This window comes from Stenotrophomonas sp. AS1 (genome assembly GCF_048957655.1).
In the GTDB taxonomy this organism is placed as follows: domain Bacteria; phylum Pseudomonadota; class Gammaproteobacteria; order Xanthomonadales; family Xanthomonadaceae; genus Stenotrophomonas; species Stenotrophomonas bentonitica_A.
Map to the genome: position 1 here is coordinate 102,890 of NZ_JARVXM010000007.1, position 16,746 is coordinate 119,635.

13 protein-coding genes are annotated in these 16,746 nt (G+C 67.5%); 7 read left to right on the top strand and 6 right to left on the bottom strand.

Going from position 1 to position 16,746, the window contains the following annotated elements:
* Window positions 1-154 precede the first annotated feature (154 nt).
* The 5 genes from PV764_RS12140 (at window position 155) to PV764_RS12160 (ending at window position 6,695) form a co-directional block, all read left to right on the top strand.
* Entirely contained in the window at window positions 155-2,626 is a 2,472-nt protein-coding gene (locus PV764_RS12140; protein WP_421116687.1) for a prolyl oligopeptidase family serine peptidase, read from the top strand.
* A gap of 136 nt (window positions 2,627-2,762) precedes the next feature.
* Window positions 2,763-3,209: a hypothetical protein gene (locus PV764_RS12145; protein ID WP_421116688.1), complete on the top strand. Its 447-nt coding sequence runs from the start codon at window positions 2,763-2,765 to the stop codon at window positions 3,207-3,209.
* Window positions 3,210-3,302: 93 nt separating this feature from the next.
* Window positions 3,303-5,600, top strand: a complete 2,298-nt coding sequence (locus PV764_RS12150) for a patatin-like phospholipase family protein (RefSeq protein WP_421116689.1) — start codon at window positions 3,303-3,305, stop codon at window positions 5,598-5,600.
* Window positions 5,601-5,685: 85 nt separating this feature from the next.
* Window positions 5,686-6,009, top strand: coding sequence for a hypothetical protein (locus tag PV764_RS12155; RefSeq protein ID WP_421116690.1), 324 nt, complete (start codon window positions 5,686-5,688; stop codon window positions 6,007-6,009).
* A gap of 14 nt (window positions 6,010-6,023) precedes the next feature.
* Complete coding sequence (locus PV764_RS12160) at window positions 6,024-6,695, top strand: HAD family hydrolase (RefSeq protein WP_421116691.1); 672 nt, start codon at window positions 6,024-6,026, stop codon at window positions 6,693-6,695.
* Window positions 6,696-6,726: 31 nt separating this feature from the next.
* Here PV764_RS12160 and PV764_RS12165 read toward each other — a convergent pair whose 3' ends face one another.
* On the bottom strand, window positions 6,727-7,266 hold the full coding sequence (locus PV764_RS12165; RefSeq protein ID WP_421116692.1) for an acyl-CoA thioesterase: 540 nt from the start codon (window positions 7,264-7,266) through the stop codon (window positions 6,727-6,729).
* Between the two features lie 81 nt (window positions 7,267-7,347).
* Between PV764_RS12165 and PV764_RS12170 the strand changes: the two genes are divergently transcribed.
* Both PV764_RS12170 and PV764_RS12175 read left to right on the top strand, forming a co-directional pair.
* Window positions 7,348-7,923, top strand: coding sequence for a TetR/AcrR family transcriptional regulator (locus tag PV764_RS12170; RefSeq protein WP_421116693.1), 576 nt, complete (start codon window positions 7,348-7,350; stop codon window positions 7,921-7,923).
* A 43-nt stretch (window positions 7,924-7,966) separates the two neighbouring features.
* Complete coding sequence (locus PV764_RS12175; protein WP_399621425.1) at window positions 7,967-8,743, top strand: SGNH/GDSL hydrolase family protein; 777 nt, start codon at window positions 7,967-7,969, stop codon at window positions 8,741-8,743.
* 42 nt (window positions 8,744-8,785) lie between these two features.
* Here PV764_RS12175 and PV764_RS12180 read toward each other — a convergent pair whose 3' ends face one another.
* From PV764_RS12180 to hutH, 5 genes are all read right to left on the bottom strand, one after another.
* Window positions 8,786-10,918: a TonB-dependent receptor family protein gene (locus PV764_RS12180; protein ID WP_421116694.1), complete on the bottom strand. Its 2,133-nt coding sequence runs from the start codon at window positions 10,916-10,918 to the stop codon at window positions 8,786-8,788.
* 236 nt (window positions 10,919-11,154) lie between these two features.
* Window positions 11,155-12,588 (bottom strand): serine hydrolase domain-containing protein, encoded by a 1,434-nt coding sequence (locus PV764_RS12185; RefSeq protein WP_421116695.1) that lies wholly within the window; start codon window positions 12,586-12,588, stop codon window positions 11,155-11,157.
* Between the two features lie 117 nt (window positions 12,589-12,705).
* Window positions 12,706-14,373 carry a urocanate hydratase gene (gene hutU / locus PV764_RS12190; protein ID WP_421116696.1) on the bottom strand — a complete coding sequence of 556 codons (1,668 nt, stop codon included), beginning with the start codon at window positions 14,371-14,373 and terminating at the stop codon, window positions 12,706-12,708.
* Window positions 14,370-15,203, bottom strand: a complete 834-nt coding sequence (gene hutG, locus PV764_RS12195) for an N-formylglutamate deformylase (RefSeq protein ID WP_019184316.1) — start codon at window positions 15,201-15,203, stop codon at window positions 14,370-14,372. Before hutG ends, hutU begins: the two co-directional genes overlap by 4 nt.
* Window positions 15,200-16,741, bottom strand: coding sequence for a histidine ammonia-lyase (gene hutH, locus PV764_RS12200; RefSeq protein WP_421116697.1), 1,542 nt, complete (start codon window positions 16,739-16,741; stop codon window positions 15,200-15,202). Before hutH ends, hutG begins: the two co-directional genes overlap by 4 nt.
* Window positions 16,742-16,746: the final 5 nt, after the last annotated feature.

Here is a 16,746-nt window from a genome sequence, read left to right on the forward strand (position 1 = left end):
GCCGCGTAAGGGGGCGCTACCCGGCACGGTGGAAGGCCTCGCTTTGCAGTGTCGGGCGGTTGGCCCTTCCGGCCCATTCACACCGGTCCCGGCGGTGCTAGATTCGGGTCATGCCCCTGTTGCGGGCACTCGTTGACACTGCAAGGGGATAAGGATGCTGATCCGTCGTACTTCGCTGGCTGCGGCCGTTGCCGTTGCCACCTTCGGGCTGCTGCTCGCTGCACCGGCCTTTGCCGGTTACGCCACGCCACCGGAGAGCCTGCTCAAGGTGCTCAAGGCACCGCCGCCGCCGACGCCCAGCGTCGACCCGACCGGCCAGCGCCTGCTGCTGACCACCACGCAGACCTATCCGTCGATCACCCGCGTCGCCCAGCCGTATCTGAAGCTGGCCGGCGTGCGCCTGGAGCTGAAGAACCGCAGCCGCCACGACACCCCGGGTGGTTATGGCATTCCACCGTGCGTGGGCGACTTCACCGTGGTCGACACCGCCAGTGGCCGCTCCACCAAGGTCGCTTTGCCCGGCGGGTGCGCCGGCATGGCGCAGTGGTCGGCCGACGGCCAACGCTTCGCCTTCCAGAACGTGGTCGATGACAGCGTGCAGCTGTGGATCGGTGATGCGGTCACTGGCCAGGTCCGCCAGGTGCCCAACGTCGCGCTGAACCCGATCTTCGGCAGCACCGTGCAGTGGCTCGGCGGCAGCCAGCAGCTGCTGGTCAAGCTGGTGCCTGCCAAGCAGGGACCGGCGCCGAGCGCCGAAGGTGCGATCGGCCCGGACATCCAGGAGTCGCTGGGAACGGCTGGCGAAAGCAGCACCTACGAAGCCCGCGATACGCTGACCAGTGCCTACGATGAAGCGCTGTTCGCCTATTACGGCCAGTCGCAGCTGGCAGTGGTGGATACCGCCTCCAACACCGTGCGCACCGTCGGTGCCCCGGCGCTGCTGGACAGCATCGGGGCCGCCCCGGATGGCGTGCATGTGCTGACGAGAACACTCAAGGCACCGTTCTCGCATGCGGTGACCTACCAGCGTTTCGCCAATGACGTGGCCGTGCTGGATATCGCCAGCGGCCGCAGCACGCCGATCGCCAGCCTGCCGCTGGCCGACCGCGTGCCGGTGCACGGCGTGCCGGAAGGCCCGCGCGATTTCGATTGGCGCGCCACCGATCCGGCCACGCTGGTCTATGCCGAAGCCCTGGACAAGGGCGACTGGAAAGTCACCGTTCCGCATCGCGACCGCGTGCTGATGCTCAAGGCGCCGTTCACCGCCAAGCCCACCGAAATCGCCCGCACCGCGCAGCGTTTCGAAGGCCTGGCCTGGACCGCGCAGCCGGACGTTGCCTTCCTCGACGAGAACGACGAGAACCGCCACTGGCGCCAGACCCGCATCGTCAACGTCGACAACCCCAAGCAGGAAGGCCGGCTGTTGTGGGATCTCTCCAGCGATGAGCTGTACGAGGACCCGGGCAATTTCGTGTACCAGCGCCTGCCCAACGGCGCCTACGTGGTGCGTCAGGAAGGCAACACGGTCTTCCTGCGCGGGCAGGGCGCTTCGCCGCAGGGGGATCGGCCCTTCCTGGATGCGCTCAGCCTCCGCAGCCTGAAGACGGAGCGTCTTTTCCGCAGCGATGCCGATGCCTACGAGCAGTTCATCGGCTTCAGCGCCATCCCGGGCCACCTGCTCACGTGGCACCAGTCGGTGACCGATGCGCCGAATGCATTCGTGCGCCTGCTTGGCGAGGACGTCGCCGACGCCAAGCCGGGCGAAGCGCAGGTCGTGTCCAAGCCGGCCGCGTTGACCCACCTGGTGGATCCGACGCCGGAAGTGCGCCAGATCCAGAAGCGCCTGGTCACCTACAAGCGTGCTGACGGCGTGGATCTGTCGTTCACCCTGTACACCCCGCCGGGCTACAAGGAAGGCCAGCGCGTGCCGGCGATCCTGTATGCCTACCCGGCCGATTTCGCCAACGCGGCACAGGCGGGGCAGGTCTCCGGTTCGCAGCAGACCTTCACCCGTCTGGCGCCGTACCGGCTGATGCTGCTGGCCGGCTACGCGATCATCGACAACGCCTCGTTCCCCATCGTCGGCGACCCCAAAACCGCCTACAACACGTATCTGGAACAGCTGGAGGCCGATGCCAAAGCCGCGGTGGACAAGGCGGTGGACCTGGGCGTGGTCGACCGCAACCGGATCGGCGTCACCGGCCACAGCCATGGCGGCCTGATGACCGCCAACCTGATCGCGCATACCGATCTGTTCAAGGCAGGCGTCGCCACCAGTGGTTCGTACAACAAGACCTTCACCCCGTTCGGCTTCCAGAACGAACGCCGCTCGGTGTGGCAGGCGCAGGACGTGTACCTGAAGGCCTCGCCGTTCTTCTACGCCGACAAGATCAAGCTGCCGCTGCTGCTGGTCCACGGCGAGGACGATGCGAACCCGGGCACCGAGCCGTTCCAGTCGCGCAAGCTGTTCCAGGCGATCCGCGGCAACGGCGGCACCACGCGCCTGGTGATGCTGCCGCACGAACCGCACTGGTATACCGCGCTCGAATCCAACGAGCAGCTGGTATCGGAAATGCTGAATTGGTTCGATACCTATGTGAAGAATGCGCCGCCGGCCAAACGCTGAGCCGAGGCATCGGTAACGTCGGCTGCCCTCGGCAGCGCCTGGCATCAGAGTAACGGCCGCCCGTGATGGGCGGCCGTTTTTACATACAAGGCCGGCCGCAGCCTTACACTGCCGAAAAACGCACAAGGACGTGAGCATGGACATCCACGCTTGGGGACCGACGGTCAGCGGTGTCGCTGGCGGCCTGATCGCAACGTGGCTGGTGGCGTACTGGGCGAGGGGGTTGCAGACGCACTACCGTGGCTGGTCCCGGGCCGCCCTGCGGCGCCGTCACCGGACCACGATCTGGACCGCCAACATCCTGCTCTTCGTGGGACTGCTGGGGGGTCTGGCCTTGTACCCGCTGGGTGGATTCACCAGCAACGATCACCGCCCGGCATTCCTGGCGTTCGGGCTCGCCTCGTTGTTGCCCCTCTCTGCGCTGGTCATCATTCCGTTTCTGACCGGCCGAAGCGTGCGGGAGTCGTTCGTCGCGTTCGCGCTCGGCCAGGGCGCGCCGGTATGGGCAACGTATCTGCCGCTGGCAGGCGGCATGGTCTGCCTCGTTGTGGCGATGGTGGGGTTTGTTTCCAACGGCAGTTGAGATACAGGACCCAGGCACCGCGGCTAGACCTCGCCGGGCGCGGCAGGCAAAGTGCGCTCCAAGGGGTGACGGGTACCGGGAGCGAGGGATCGAATGCAGCAGACACCGACACAAGCCACCGGCACCGCCCTGCGGCGTGATCTCCGCGGCGGGCTGTTCGCCTTGGCGGCACTGATGTGTGCTCCGCTGCTGGCGGTCGCGCAGAGCGCTCCAGTGCACCCTGCTCCTTTGGTGCAGGACCCGGACCGCCCCCGCACCTGCCTGGTGCTCGGCGGCGGCGGTGCGCGCGGCGCGGCCCACATCGGGGTGCTCAAGGTACTGGAGCGTGAGCGCGTACCCATCGACTGCATCGTTGGCACCTCGATGGGCGCGGTGGTCGGCGGGCTGTATGCCTCGGGCTACACCGCCGACGAGATCGAGGCGGTGCTGGACCGGATCGACTGGGCCGAGGTGCTGCGCGACAAGCCGCCGCGCGACGAGCGCAGCATGCGCCGCAAGGAAGATGATCTGCGTCTGCTGGGCGGCGTGGAGGTCGGCCTGAGCAACGGCAGGATCGCGTTCCCGCAGGGCCTGATCCAGGGCCAGAAACTGGAAATGCTGCTGCGTCGCCTGTTGCTGCCGACCTGGCAGGTGCGCGATTTCGATGCGTTGCCGATTCCCTTCAGGGCGATCGCCACCGACATCGTCAGCGGCGAGAAGGTGGTGTTCGCGCAGGGCGATCTGGCCTTGGCGATCCGCGCGAGCATGTCGGTGCCGGGCGTGTTTGCGCCGGTGCGTTATGAGGATCATCTGCTGGTCGATGGCGGTGTGGTCGACAACGTGCCCATCGATGAGGCGCGCCGCTTGGGGGCGCAGCGACTGATCGTGTCGCGGGTCGGCTCGCCGCTGATGACCGAGGCGCAACTGGATTCGCCGCTGGCGATCAGCCACCAGATGGCCAGCGTGCTGATGCAGCGCGAAGTACTCGCGCAGCTGGCCACCCTGGGGCCGCAGGATCTGCTGATCACGCCGCCGCTGGGCGACATGGGCAGCCAGGATTTCAACCGTTCACCGCAGGCGGTGGGAGTGGGAGAGCAGGCCGCACAGGCCGAGGTAGTCTCCGTCCGGCGCTTCCAGGTGGACGACGGCCGCTACGCTGCCTTCCAGCGACAGCATCGCCCGCCGGCCTACGAGACGCCGATCGTGGCCTTCATTGATGTGCTGCACGACAGGACGCGCACCGCGCGCTACATCGAGCAGCGCCTGCAGCCGGAAGTGGGCCAGCCACTGGAACCGGATCGCGTGGAGCAGAAGGTCGCCACCGCTTACGGCGAAGGCCGCTACGAACAGGTGCAATGGCGGCTGGATGAGCGCGACGGGCAACAGGGCCTGATCCTCGCACCGCAGGACAAACGCTGGGGGCCGGACTTCCTGCACTTCGCGCTGCGCCTGTCCGATGATTTCGATGGCAGCAGCAACTACCAGCTCATCACCGAGCTGACCCGTACTGGGCTCAGCGAGCAGGGCGCCGAGCTCAAACTGCGCGTCGGGCTGGGCGAAGTCGAGGAGGCGTTTGCCGAGTATTACCGGCCATTCGGCGGCAGCGGCCGGCATGCGCTGTCCACCTATGCCAAGTACCGTGCCACCGATCTGGACCTGGCGCTGATGCGCGGTGGCGCACTGGCCGAGTTCCGCTACAGCCAGTGGCTGGGTGGACTGCGCTGGGCCTACTCGCCGCACCCCGACTGGGAACTGGCGCTGTTCGGTGAGCGGGGACGCGAGCGGTTGCGGCTGGATGTCGGCAATCCCAGCGAACTGGGCAACTACCGTGCCGATATGGGCAGCGTCGGCTGGCAGCTGCGCCACGATTCGATCGACAGCTCCGCCTTCCCGAGCCGCGGCCAACGCCTGTCACTGACCCGCCAGCATTACCTGGATGCGCTGGGCACCGATAACTCGGCCGCAGTCACGCGGGTGCAGTGGGATGGGGCATGGGCGCACGGGCACGACCGCTGGCTCGGCGGGCTGCGCGCTTCTTCGGCGCACGGCGGCGATGATCTGCTGGCCACCTACGGCTTTCTGGGCGGGCTGGGAAATCTGTCCGGCTACCCGGAAGAATCCATCTTCGCGCCGCAGACCGCACTGGCCCGTGTGGTGTATTACCGCCGCGTCGCGCACGCCGATTCCCTGCTGACGATTCCGCTGTACGTCGGCGGCAGCGTGGAGTGGGGCGGTTACTGGCAGCGACGCGAGGACGTCAGCCTTGATGGCATGCAGACGGCCGGCAGCCTGTTCCTCGGCGCCGATACGTTCCTGGGGCCGGTGTTCCTCGGTTACGGCCGCGCACAGGGTGGGCACAATTCGTTCTATCTGACCTTCGGTTCCTTGCTGCGGACGCTGGATGGATTCTGACGTGGCCGGGGCGATGTGTGCCCGGGGATCATCCTGCGCTTTATCCTGTGCAGCCCCATCCCGCGACGTGATGCTGATGAAATCGATGTTCCTGGCGCTGTTGTTGCTGTTCTCTGTCAGCCACGTGCACGCCGCAGATGCCCCCGCGCTGCCCCCTGCCTGGACGGAGATCGGCGTCACCGTCGGCATGCCATACGCGCAGGCCAAAGCGCTGTTGCTCGAGGCAGGGTGGGTCGCCGAAGCGCCCGACAACGAGGGCGACCCCAGCTTCGCCGCGCATCCGGAGGTGGATTGCGGGCGGGGCTGGGACGCGATCTGCTCGGCAGGATTCAGCCGCAAAAACGAGGCTTATGGGCTGGTACTGACGCCCACCGATGATGGCAAGCTGCGCGTGCAGGGCGTCTTCTGAACGGAGTGACACGGATGTCCGAACGTACCGTAGTGGTCTTCGATTTCGATCTGACGCTGACCCGCTGGGAGACCGCCAGTCGGTTCTTCAAAACGCTGCTGCGGCGCCAGCCATGGCGGATCGCCGGGGTGCTGCTGGCACTGCCGGTGCTGGTTCCGCTCTGGGCACTGCCGCGCACGCGCCGGCGGCCGGTGCGCTTTGCGGTCTGGATGGCCACCTTCGGACGCAGCCGTGAGGCGCTGGTGGCGCTGGCGGTCGCGCATGCCGACGAGGTGTTCGCAGGACCGGAGCCGGTGTTCCTGGCGCAGGGCGTGGAACGACTGCGTCAGCATCTGGCGCAGGGCGACGAGGTCGTCATCGCCACCGGCTGCTGGGAGCCGCTCGCACGTGCGCTGCTTGGGCGCGAAGGTCTGCAGGACGTGCCGCTGGTCGCCTCGACATTGCGGCCGTTCCTGGGCGGGTGGATCAGCGAGCACCATTGTCTTGGCGAGAACAAGATTCCGATGCTGACCGAACGTGGCTATCCGCCGCCGTGGCGCATCGCCTATACCGATCATCGCGCCGACCTCCCGCTGCTGCGCAACAGCGAGCAGTGGTATCTGGTCAGCCCGGGGGAAACGTGCCTGCGCGTGATCGAGCAGGCGATGATGACGAAGGCGGACATCCTGCCGTGGCGCGCAGCCTGACCGCTGGGATGCCCGGTCGGGGTGCGCCGCCTCAGTCCTCTTTCATCGCCAGTTCCGCGGCAAGCAGCGCCTGCGCCGCCTTGCTCAGCTCGGGCGAGGGCACCACCGGCGCACCGATGGCCTCCATCATCTGATCGGTGGAGACGAACCGGCGGTGCCGGCGGTCGTAGATGCCGGTGATCAGCAGGGCACGCGTGGCGACCTTTTCCTCGTCGCCGATCAGTACCCGCTGCTCCATGATGATGCGCGTGCCGACCCAACCGGCCAGCCGCGTTTCCAAGACGAAGCGCTGGAAAGGCTTGAGCTCGCGCCGGAACTGGATGCTGCCGCCACTGACGATCGGGGCCCACTTCGAGCGCCATGCCACCCGGCCCAGGCCCATCCGGAACACGAGATCGAGCCGGCCCAGGTCGAAGATCGTCCAATAGCGGCCGTTGGTCATGTGCAGGTTGCTGTCGATGTCGTTGGGCAGCACCCGGAAGTTCAGTCGCGAAACCGCAAACGGCGCGGCCAGTTTCGGCTTGAATGGGGTGGACAGCAGCAGGAGCAGCAGGCGGAACCAGAGATTCATGAGCGGGCCGTCATTTCTATTACAGTTGTCATAATGCAAATACGCTAGTCTATGACACCTGTCTTAGCAAGGAATCCGGCCATGAGCGCACGCCATTCCGATGCCCCGCAACGTGTGGTGGCTGCGGCAGCGGAAATGCTGGCTACGTATGGGCTCAATGCCTCCAGTGTGCGCGAAGTGGCCAAACGCGCGCAGGCGCCATTCGGGTCCACCTATCACCATTTCCCGGGCGGCAAGCAACAGGTGCTGGCCGAGGCGACCACGTTGGCCGGCGCCAAAGTCGACGGCGTGCTGGCCACTTGCCTGCAGGCCGGTGGTGCCGAGGGGCTTTCGCTGTTTCTGGCGATGTGGCGCGAGCGGTTGATCCGTTCGGACTTCCATGCGGGCTGCCCGGTGCTGGCGGCTGCGGTTGAAGAGCCGATCGATGCGGCGCCCGACGATGCGCAGCGGGCGGCCGCCGCCGTGTTTGCCTGCTGGGAAGCCCGGCTGAGCGAGGCGCTGTGCACCGACGCCCGTACGCACGGCCAGGCGCACGCGCTGGCGACGATGATCGTCGCCAGCGTGGAGGGCGCGGTGGCGATGTGCCGGGCGATGCGTGACATCGGCCCGTTCGATCGCGTCGCGCTGCAGCTTGAATCGCTGGTGGCTGATCGCTGAGACTGCTGGCTTGCCCTTACCGGAGCGCCGCACCGTGCCAGCCTTGACCCGTCCCTTCGCCCTTGCCGCCGGCTTGGTGCTGTGCGCGCTTCACCCACTGGCCCAGGCGCAGGATGGTCCTGCGATCAATCCGCTGTATCTGGTGCCTGCCGACAAGGCGACGCCCGCACAGATCACGGAGATGCAGCAGCGCCTGCTGGACTGGCCGCAGCTGCAGCGCTACCGCGCCGAGAACGCCGCACTGACGCCGGTCGCGCCGGGGACGAAGCGCGTGGTGTTCTACGGCGACTCGATCACAGAAGGCTGGGGCCCAACCGGCAGCGAGCGCTTCTTCCCGGGCAAGCCGTACGTCAACCGCGGCATCTCCGGGCAGACCACGGCGCAGATGCTGGTGCGCTTCCAGCAGGATGTCATCGCGCTGAAGCCGGCCGTGGTGGTGATCCTGGCAGGCACCAACGATATCGCCGGCAACACCGGACCTGCCACGCAAGCGATGATTGAAGACAACCTGCACGCGATGGTGGAACTGGCGCAGGCGCACAACATCCGCATCGTGCTGGCCTCGGTGCTGCCGGTCAGCGACTACCCGTGGCAACCCGGCGTGCAGCCCGCCGGCAAGGTCACCGCGCTCAACCGGGCATTGCGCGCCTATGCGGAGCAACAGGGGCTGGTCTATCTGGATTACCACACGGCCATGACAAACAAGGATGGCGGCCTGGACCCGGAACTGGCCACCGATGGCGTGCATCCCACGCCGGCCGGCTATGCGCGGATGGTGCCGTTGGCCGAAGCGGCCGTCACCAAGGCACTGGCGCGCTGATACCCGGTGGCAGCCGACTGGCCAAAAGGTGGCGCAATAACGTCAATCGAATCGCCAACGCACCCCGGCATACACCCCGCGCCCCTCACCGGGCGTGGAACGGGCGACATCCTTGCCGGCATCGTCGTAGCCCGGGGTCACCGTGGCGGCATAGTGGCGGTCACTCAGGTTGCGCAGTTCCGCCCAGGCCTGCCAGCGGCCTCCGGGGGCGTCGTAGCCTATGCGGGTGCCGAAGATCACGTGGCTGTCGGCGGCCATGCTGTTGGCATAGTCGACGAACATTTTCGACGCGTACTCGGTGTTCAGCCCGGCGTAGAAGCCGGCCGGGTGGTCGTAGCGCAGTTCGGCCTGGTAGTAGTGGCGCGGCAGGCCGGGCAGGCGGTTGCTACCGAAGCGTGCATCATCGCGGTAGCGGAAGTCGCTGAAGGTGTAGGCCTGGCGCAATGAAAGCCGCCCGCCGACGCCCTGCCACAGCGCACTGTCCAGGCCGGCTTCGATGCCACGGTGCACGGTCGGGCTGGCGTTGGATTCGGCGATGAACAGGTTCGGCACCGGCTGCACTTCCACGGTGAGCAGTTCGTGGTTGAGGCGCGCGTAGTAGCCGGTCAGCTCCCAGCGGCCAATCGCGCTGTCGCCCCGCGCGCCGAGTTCCAGCGTGGTCGCGGTCTGGTTGTCCAGTTCCACCGGCGCACGCTGGTGGCCGGTGGAGGCGCCATTGCCGGCGGCGAAGTACTGGTTCGATCCCCAGATCATCGACCACGGATGCGCCGGTTCCACCGAGCGGCTGAGGTTGCCGAACCATTGCGTCTGCGGCGTCTGCTGCCAGGTGAAGCCCAGCCGCGGCGCGTAGTCCCACTGGCGCTCGGACAGTTTCTCCGCCGTCGCCGGCCAGGTGACCTGCACATCGCGGCGGGTGTGGATCAACGCCAGCCCGGTCTGCAGGCGCAGCGTGTCGCTCAGCGCCAGATCATTGCCGACGTGCAGCACGCTGTCGGTGCCGTAATGCTCAAAGTCGCGGGTGTGCGTGCCGGCCGCGTAACCGTTGCTGGCAAAGCGCAGCGTCTCGCGCACGTTCGCGTCCAGATCATGGGTCACGCGCAGGCCGATCGTGGTCACGCTGTCATGCCCGAACAGCGCGTGCCGGCGGCGGTAGTCCAGCGTGCCGTTGAGGTTGGCGTAGTCCAGCTGCTGGCGGTACAGGCTTTCGTTCAAGTCCATCGGGTACTTGTGGTACACGAGGCCAGCCTGCAGCGACGAATCTGCATCGATGGTGTAGGTGGTGGTGTTGCCGATCCAGGTGCTGCCCGGCTGCGGGCGGCGCGCATCGATGGCGAGGTTGGCCGGGTTGGCGGCACGTGGGTCGTTGCGGATCTGTGCGCGGGTCAGGCGCCCCGGGGTTTCGTGATCGGTCTCGCGGTAGCGCAGGAAGAAGCGCGTCTCCAGATCCGGCGTGAGCTGCCAGCCGATGTTGGCCACGGCGCCCTTGCCCTTGCCGGCGGCGTGTTGCTGATAGCCGTCGTACTCGGTATCAGTGTAGGCCAGGAAGTAATCAACCGCGTCCCGCACTCCGCCCAGGCTGATCCCGCGCTTCTGGTAACCGCGTGCGCCCGCTTCGTAGTGCAGCTCCAGCCCGGGCGTGTCGCGGCCGCTGCGGGTGATGTAGTTGACCGCACCGCCCAGCGCCAGCGCGCCGCGCTCGAACCCGTTGGCACCGCGCAGCACCTCCACGCGGCTCAGCCACAGCGGCTCCAGCAGCTCGTACGGCGTGCCGCCCGGACCGGTGAGCGGCAGGCCATCCAGCGAGACCGACAGGCCGGAGGCATGCGCACCGGGCGCCCGGTTGAGGCCCGAACCGCGGATGGAGACCTTGACGCCTTCATTGCCGGCGCTCTGCGCGCTGATGCCGGGCTGGTAGGCCAGTACATCGGCAGTACCGGCGACGCGGCCCTGGCCGACCTGGGTCATATCGACGACGTTGCCTGCCCCGGGCACCCGGTCGAGCGCGCGGCGCACAGCCTCGGTGGCATCGGCGGCGGTGACGTTCACCGCGTCGAGGGTGACGGCCTGGCCAGCAGGCGCGGCGTGGGCGATGCCAGTGGTAGCGAGGCTGGCCAGCAGGGCGGCGGCGAGCAGCGACAGGGCAGGGGCGGTGGAGCGATTCGAGAGGGCAGTCATTCGTGCGCGATATCAGTGCGGACACGGCCCGCGTCGCCGCGGCACCCTGTCAACTTCATGTGGGGCGCGCAAGTTAACAGGATGTGGGGGTGTTCGTCACCCTTGTGGGGCGTATGGAGCCAAGCGCTCACCGACGACCGGGTGTCGGTAGTGCCGGCCGCTGGCCGGCTCGCCAGGATCTACGCGATCCGTTGCGTGAGACCCATGACCGCGTGGTTGCCGGCCATCGGCCGGCACTACCGGGCCGCTGCCAGCGCTTTCGACTTGGCGTACAGCCGTTCGGCCTGCTTCGCGTCGCCCAAGGCGGCATAAGTTTCTGCCAAGCTGTCCCAGGCATTGGCCGAGCGCGGGAACAGCGTCGCGTTGAAGGCGAACAGCGGCATCGCGGTGGCATGGCCCAGATTCTCGGCCACCGCGTAGCCCACGCGGTTGATGTCCTGCTCCAGCATCGGCTGATCACCGCGCCCGGTAGTGATGAGCCACTGTTTCAACGCGGTTGTGCGTGCGGCCGTCTGCGGCTCCAGTGCGTAGGTGATCAGCCTTTCCGACAGGGCCTCGCGAGGGAACTGCATCGGGGCCACCACCGCCATGGTGCTGTCCACCAGCGTGCGCGACCACACATTCGTCGCACTGCCGTTGGTGAGGTAGATAAAGCTGTAGGTATCCCCGCCCAAGCCGTCCAGGAAGGCTATCCGTGCACGTACCCGCGTGCCACCGTCATGCCCCACGAAGCGGTACTCGCCGCTTTCTTCGAGTTCCCAACCCGTGGAAAAGCCGCTGCGTCGCCCGTTGCTCAGCACCTGTGGCTGCCACAGCTGTTGCAGCGTGGTACGACCCACCAGCTCACCGCGGGCCAGGGCCAGCAGGAAGCGATCCAGATCACCGAGGGTGGTATGCAGTGCGGCATGCCCGTAGGCATAGGCGGGCCATGCGATGTCGTCTTCGCGCTGCAGCGCGCCCTGTTTGCCGGTGTAGGCGATGGCGGTGTTTTCCTGCGCGGCGCCCGCCGGACCCAGCGAGGTGTGCGCCAATCCCAGCGGGCGCAGCACACGTTCTTCGACGATCTGCGTATAGGGCTGCTGGTACTGCGCTTCCAACAGCGCGGTGAGGACCAGATAGTTTGTCTGCGTGTACCGGTTGGCGGTGCCCGGCGTGAACTGCAGTGGCGCGCCGGCGAGTGCCTTGAACACCTCTGCTGGCGTGGCCGGGAAGCGGCGGTTGCCCTGCGAGGTGATCACCTCACCATCCCGGTACTGGAAGTACTCGGGAACGCCGGACGCATGGTCGAGGAACTGCCTCACGGTGATCGCCTCCCAGGCCTTGGGCAGATCGGCCAGATAGCGGCTGGCCGGTACGTCCAGCTCGACCCTGCCGGCTTCCACCCGTTGCATGACCAAGGTACTGACCAGCAGTTTGGCCAGCGAGTAAGCGTTGAACACCGTCTCGGGTGTCACTGGTTGGTGCGTGGTGAGGTCGGCCTCTCCGGCGACGGCCTGCGCAAGCAGCGTGCCGTTATGCCGTATCAGCACTGCCTGGCCGGCGATGCCGTAGCGATCGGCGTTTGTGTGGAGTTGCCGGGTGATCCGGGCGTCGAACTCCGCGGCGCGCGCGGTGCCCGACGGCGTCGATACCGCGAACAGCAGGACCGCGACAAAGGCGAAACGACGCATTGCGGGCATCCGCGTGGGTGAGCCCGCACAGTAGGAAGCGCTGGCACCCCGGTCAATGCGGCGGAAGTCACCCCCGGTCACGAAAGGCCCCGACCGTGGGGCCGGGGCCGCCCCGCATCAGCCCAGAACCCCAGGCAGATCCAGCCCCTTCTCCTTCGCACATGCCACCGCGATCTCATACCCCGCGTCGGCATGCCGCATCACGCCCGTCGCCGGGTCGTTCCACAGCACGCGCGCGATGCGCTTGGCCGCCGCGTCGGTGCCATCGCAGACGATGACCATGCCCGAATGCTGCGAGAAGCCCATGCCGACGCCGCCGCCGTGGTGCAGCGAGACCCAGGTGGCACCACTGGCGGTGTTGAGCAGCGCGTTGAGCAGCGGCCAGTCGGAGACGGCATCGGAGCCGTCGGCCATTGCTTCGGTCTCGCGGTTCGGCGAGGCGACGCTGCCCGAATCCAGGTGATCGCGGCCGATCACCACCGGCGCCTTCAGCTCGCCATTGGCGACCATCTCGTTGAACGCCAGGCCGAGTCGGTCACGGTCGCCCAGGCCGACCCAGCAGATGCGCGCGGGCAGGCCCTGGAATTTGATCTTCTCGGCGGCCATGTCCAGCCAGCGGTGCAGGTGCGGGTTGTCCGGGATCAGTTCCTTGACCTTCGCGTCGGTCTTGGCGATGTCCTCCGGATCGCCGCTCAGCGCCGCCCAGCGGAACGGGCCGATGCCGCGGCAGAACAGCGGGCGGATGTAGGCGGGCACGAAGCCGGGGAAGTCGAACGCATCGTCCACGCCTTCTTCCAGCGCCATCTGGCGCAGGTTGTTGCCGTAATCCACGGTCGGCACGCCGAGTGCGTGGAAGGCGAGCATGGCGCGGATGTGGTTGGCCATGGAGGCGCGCGCGGCCGCTTCGACGTCCTTCGGCGTGGAGACGCGTTTTTCATCCCACTCTTCCACGGTCCAGTCCTGCGGCAGGTAGCCGTTGACCGGGTCGTGCGCGGAGGTCTGGTCGGTCAGCAGGTCCGGCTTGACGCCGCGCACCAGCAGTTCGTCCAGCACGTCGGCGACATTGCCGAGCAGGCCCACCGAGAGCGGCTTCTTCGCCGTGCAGGATTCTTCGATCAGGCGCAGCGCTTCGTCGAGGTTGTCGGTCCAGGTGTCCAGATACCCGGTACGCAGGCGCATCTCGATGCTGCTCCTGCGGCATTCCACCGCCAGGCACGAGGCGCCGGCCATGACCGCGGCCAGCGGCTGCGCGCCGCCCATGCCGCCCAGGCCACCGGTGAACAGCCACTTGCCGGCCAGGTTGCCGTTGTAGTGCTGGCGACCCATCTCGACGAAGGTCTCGTAGGTGCCCTGCACGATGCCCTGCGCGCCGATGTAGATCCAGCTGCCGGCGGTCATCTGGCCGTACATGGCCAGGCCCTTCTTATCGAGCTCGTTGAAGTGGTCCCAATTGGCCCAGCGCGGCACCAGGTTGGAGTTTGCGATCAGCACGCGCGGGGCGTCCACGTGGGTACGGAACACACCGACCGGCTTGCCGGACTGCACCAGCAGGGTCTGGTCATCCTCCAGCCGCTGCAGCGTCTCGACGATCTTGTCGTAGCTTTCCCAGTCGCGCGCGGCGCGGCCGATGCCGCCATAGACCACCAGCTCCTGCGGGCGCTCGGCCACGTCGGGGTGCAGGTTGTTCATCAGCATGCGCAGCGGGGCTTCGGTCAGCCAGCTCTTGCAGGTGAGCGTGGTGCCGGTCGGGGCGAGGATGGTGCGGGTGGAATCGAGACGGGTCATGCAGCACTCCGGGACGTAGCGAAGTCGAGACAGGCATCGAGCACCTGCTGCAGCGTGGCGCGCAGCGGGGCGGCGTGATCGGGATCCAGCGGCGTGGGCCAGCTGTGCTCATCCACGGCCTCGGGCTCGTGCATGTAGCCGCGGCAGGCCAGCTCCATCTGCAGCGTGTGCACGCCGCCAGGGATGTCGCTGTAGTGACGGGTGATGTAGCCGCCCTTGAAACGGCCGTTGCGGACATGGCTCATGCCGCTCATCGCGCACAGGTTGTCGACCACATCGGTCAGCGCGTTGTCGCAGGTGGTGTCGCCATTGGTGCCCAGGTTGAACTGCGGCAGCTGGCCATCGAACAGGTGCGGAATATGCGAGCGGATCGAGTGCGCGTCATACACCACCACGGTGCCGTGCTGTGCACGCAGGCGCGCGATCTCCGCAGCGAGGGCGTCGTGGTAGGGCATGAACCAGGTAGCGCGGCGCCGTGCGATCTCGGCCTCGTCCGGGCCGTCGCCATCGCGGTACAGCGGCTGGTTGTCGAAGGTGGTCAGCGGGCACAGGCCGGTGGTGTTCTGGCCCGGGTACAGCGAGGTCCCGCTGGGGTCGCGATTGAGATCGATGACCGAGCGCGACACCGCCGAGCGGATCGTGGTGGCGCCCATCTGCTGCGCGAAGGCGTACAGATCGTGCACCCACCAGTCGGCATCGCGGCGGGCCAGCCACGGCGAGATGAACTGCGCGGCCAGTGCATCGGGCAGCTCGGTGCCGGTATGCGGGAAGCTGACGATCAACGGTGCATCGCCACGGTGGATCTGCAGCCAGTCCGGGTGCGCGGTCATGACAGCGGCTCCAGCGGCGGGAGGATGTCGCCCAGGCCGTCGGCCAGCACGCCGCTGCGGACCAGATCGGTCGCGGCCACCATGTCCGGATGGAAATAGCGGTCGTCTTCCAGCGTGGGTACCTGTGCGCGCAGGCGCTGGCGCACGGCCTCCAGCGCATCACTGGAGCGCAGCGGTGTATGGAAATCGCAGCCCTGCGCGGCGGCGAGCAGCTCGATGCCGATCACGTTGGCCGCGTTCTCGGCCATCGCCATCAGGCGGCGCGCACCGTGGGCGGCCATCGAGACGTGGTCTTCCTGGTTGGCCGAGGTCGGGATCGAGTCGACGCTGGCCGGATAGGCGCGCTGCTTGTTTTCCGAAACCAGCGCAGCGGCGGTGACCTGCGGAATCATGAAGCCGGAGTTGAGGCCGGGCTTCGGGGTGAGGAAGGCCGGCAGGCCGGACAGCGCCGGGTCGACCAGCATCGCGGTGCGGCGCTCGCTGATCGAGCCGATCTCGCACACCGCCATGGCCAGCATGTCGGCCGCGAAGGCCACCGGCTCGGCATGGAAGTTGCCGCCGCTCAGCGCCTCGTTGGTATCGGTGAACACCAGCGGATTGTCGGACACGCCGTTGGCTTCGATCGCCAGCGTGGTCGCGGCCTGGCGCATCACGTCGAACGCGGCGCCCATCACCTGCGGCTGGCAGCGCAGGCAGTAGGGGTCCTGCACGCGCACGTCGTTGTCGCGGTGCGATTCGCGGATCGCCGAGCCCTGCATCAGGGTGCGCAGCGCGGCCGCGGTGGCGATCTGCCCGCGTTGGCCGCGGATGCTGTGGATGCGCGGGTCGAACGGGGTGTCCGAGCCCTTGGCCGCTTCCACCGACAGCGCGCCGGTGACCAGCGCCGCACGGAACACGGTATCGATCGCGAACAGGCCGGCCAGTGCGTAGGCCGTGGAGTACTGGGTGCCGTTGAGCAGGGCCAGGCCTTCCTTCGCACCCAGCACCAGCGGGGCCAGGCCGACTTTGGCCAGTGCCTCGGCAGCGGGCAGGCGCTGACCATCGACGAAGGCTTCGCCGACACCGATCATCACGCTGGCCAGGTGCGAAAGCGGGGCCAGATCGCCCGAGGCGCCGACCGAGCCCTGGCACGGAATCACCGGAATGAAATCGTGCTGCAGGAACGCTTCCAGCAGGGCCAGTGTCTGCGGGCGGATGCCCGAGGCGCCCTGGGCGAGGCTGGCCAGCTTCAGCGCCATCATCAGCCGCACGACCGGCGCCGGCATCGGCTCACCCACGCCGGCCGCGTGCGAGAGCACGATATTGCGCTGCAGGGTTTCCAGATCCTCGCGCTCGATGCGCACGCTGGCCAGCTTGCCGAAGCCGGTGTTGATGCCATACACCGGAGCGCCCTTGGCGACGATGTCGGCCACGGTCTGCGCACTGCGCAGCACGGCGGCGGCCGAAGCCGGGTCCAGCCGCACCCGCGCGCCGTCATGGATCGCGCGCCATTGCGCCAGCGTGACGGCGCCGGGGTGCAGGGTCAGGGTAGTGCTCATGAAAT

Coding starts and splice junctions, on each gene's coding strand:
- hutG (WP_019184316.1), bottom strand. CDS start 15,203: ATGACCGCGCACCCGGACTGGCTGCAGATCCACCGTGGCGATGCACCG.
- PV764_RS12160 (WP_421116691.1), top strand. CDS start 6,024: ATGTCCGAACGTACCGTAGTGGTCTTCGATTTCGATCTGACGCTGACC.
- PV764_RS12185 (WP_421116695.1), bottom strand. CDS start 12,588: ATGCGTCGTTTCGCCTTTGTCGCGGTCCTGCTGTTCGCGGTATCGACG.
- PV764_RS12165 (WP_421116692.1), bottom strand. CDS start 7,266: ATGAATCTCTGGTTCCGCCTGCTGCTCCTGCTGCTGTCCACCCCATTC.
- PV764_RS12140 (WP_421116687.1), top strand. CDS start 155: ATGCTGATCCGTCGTACTTCGCTGGCTGCGGCCGTTGCCGTTGCCACC.
- PV764_RS12155 (WP_421116690.1), top strand. CDS start 5,686: ATGTTCCTGGCGCTGTTGTTGCTGTTCTCTGTCAGCCACGTGCACGCC.
- PV764_RS12180 (WP_421116694.1), bottom strand. CDS start 10,918: ATGACTGCCCTCTCGAATCGCTCCACCGCCCCTGCCCTGTCGCTGCTC.
- PV764_RS12150 (WP_421116689.1), top strand. CDS start 3,303: ATGCAGCAGACACCGACACAAGCCACCGGCACCGCCCTGCGGCGTGAT.
- hutH (WP_421116697.1), bottom strand. CDS start 16,741: ATGAGCACTACCCTGACCCTGCACCCCGGCGCCGTCACGCTGGCGCAA.
- PV764_RS12145 (WP_421116688.1), top strand. CDS start 2,763: ATGGACATCCACGCTTGGGGACCGACGGTCAGCGGTGTCGCTGGCGGC.
- hutU (WP_421116696.1), bottom strand. CDS start 14,373: ATGACCCGTCTCGATTCCACCCGCACCATCCTCGCCCCGACCGGCACC.
- PV764_RS12170 (WP_421116693.1), top strand. CDS start 7,348: ATGAGCGCACGCCATTCCGATGCCCCGCAACGTGTGGTGGCTGCGGCA.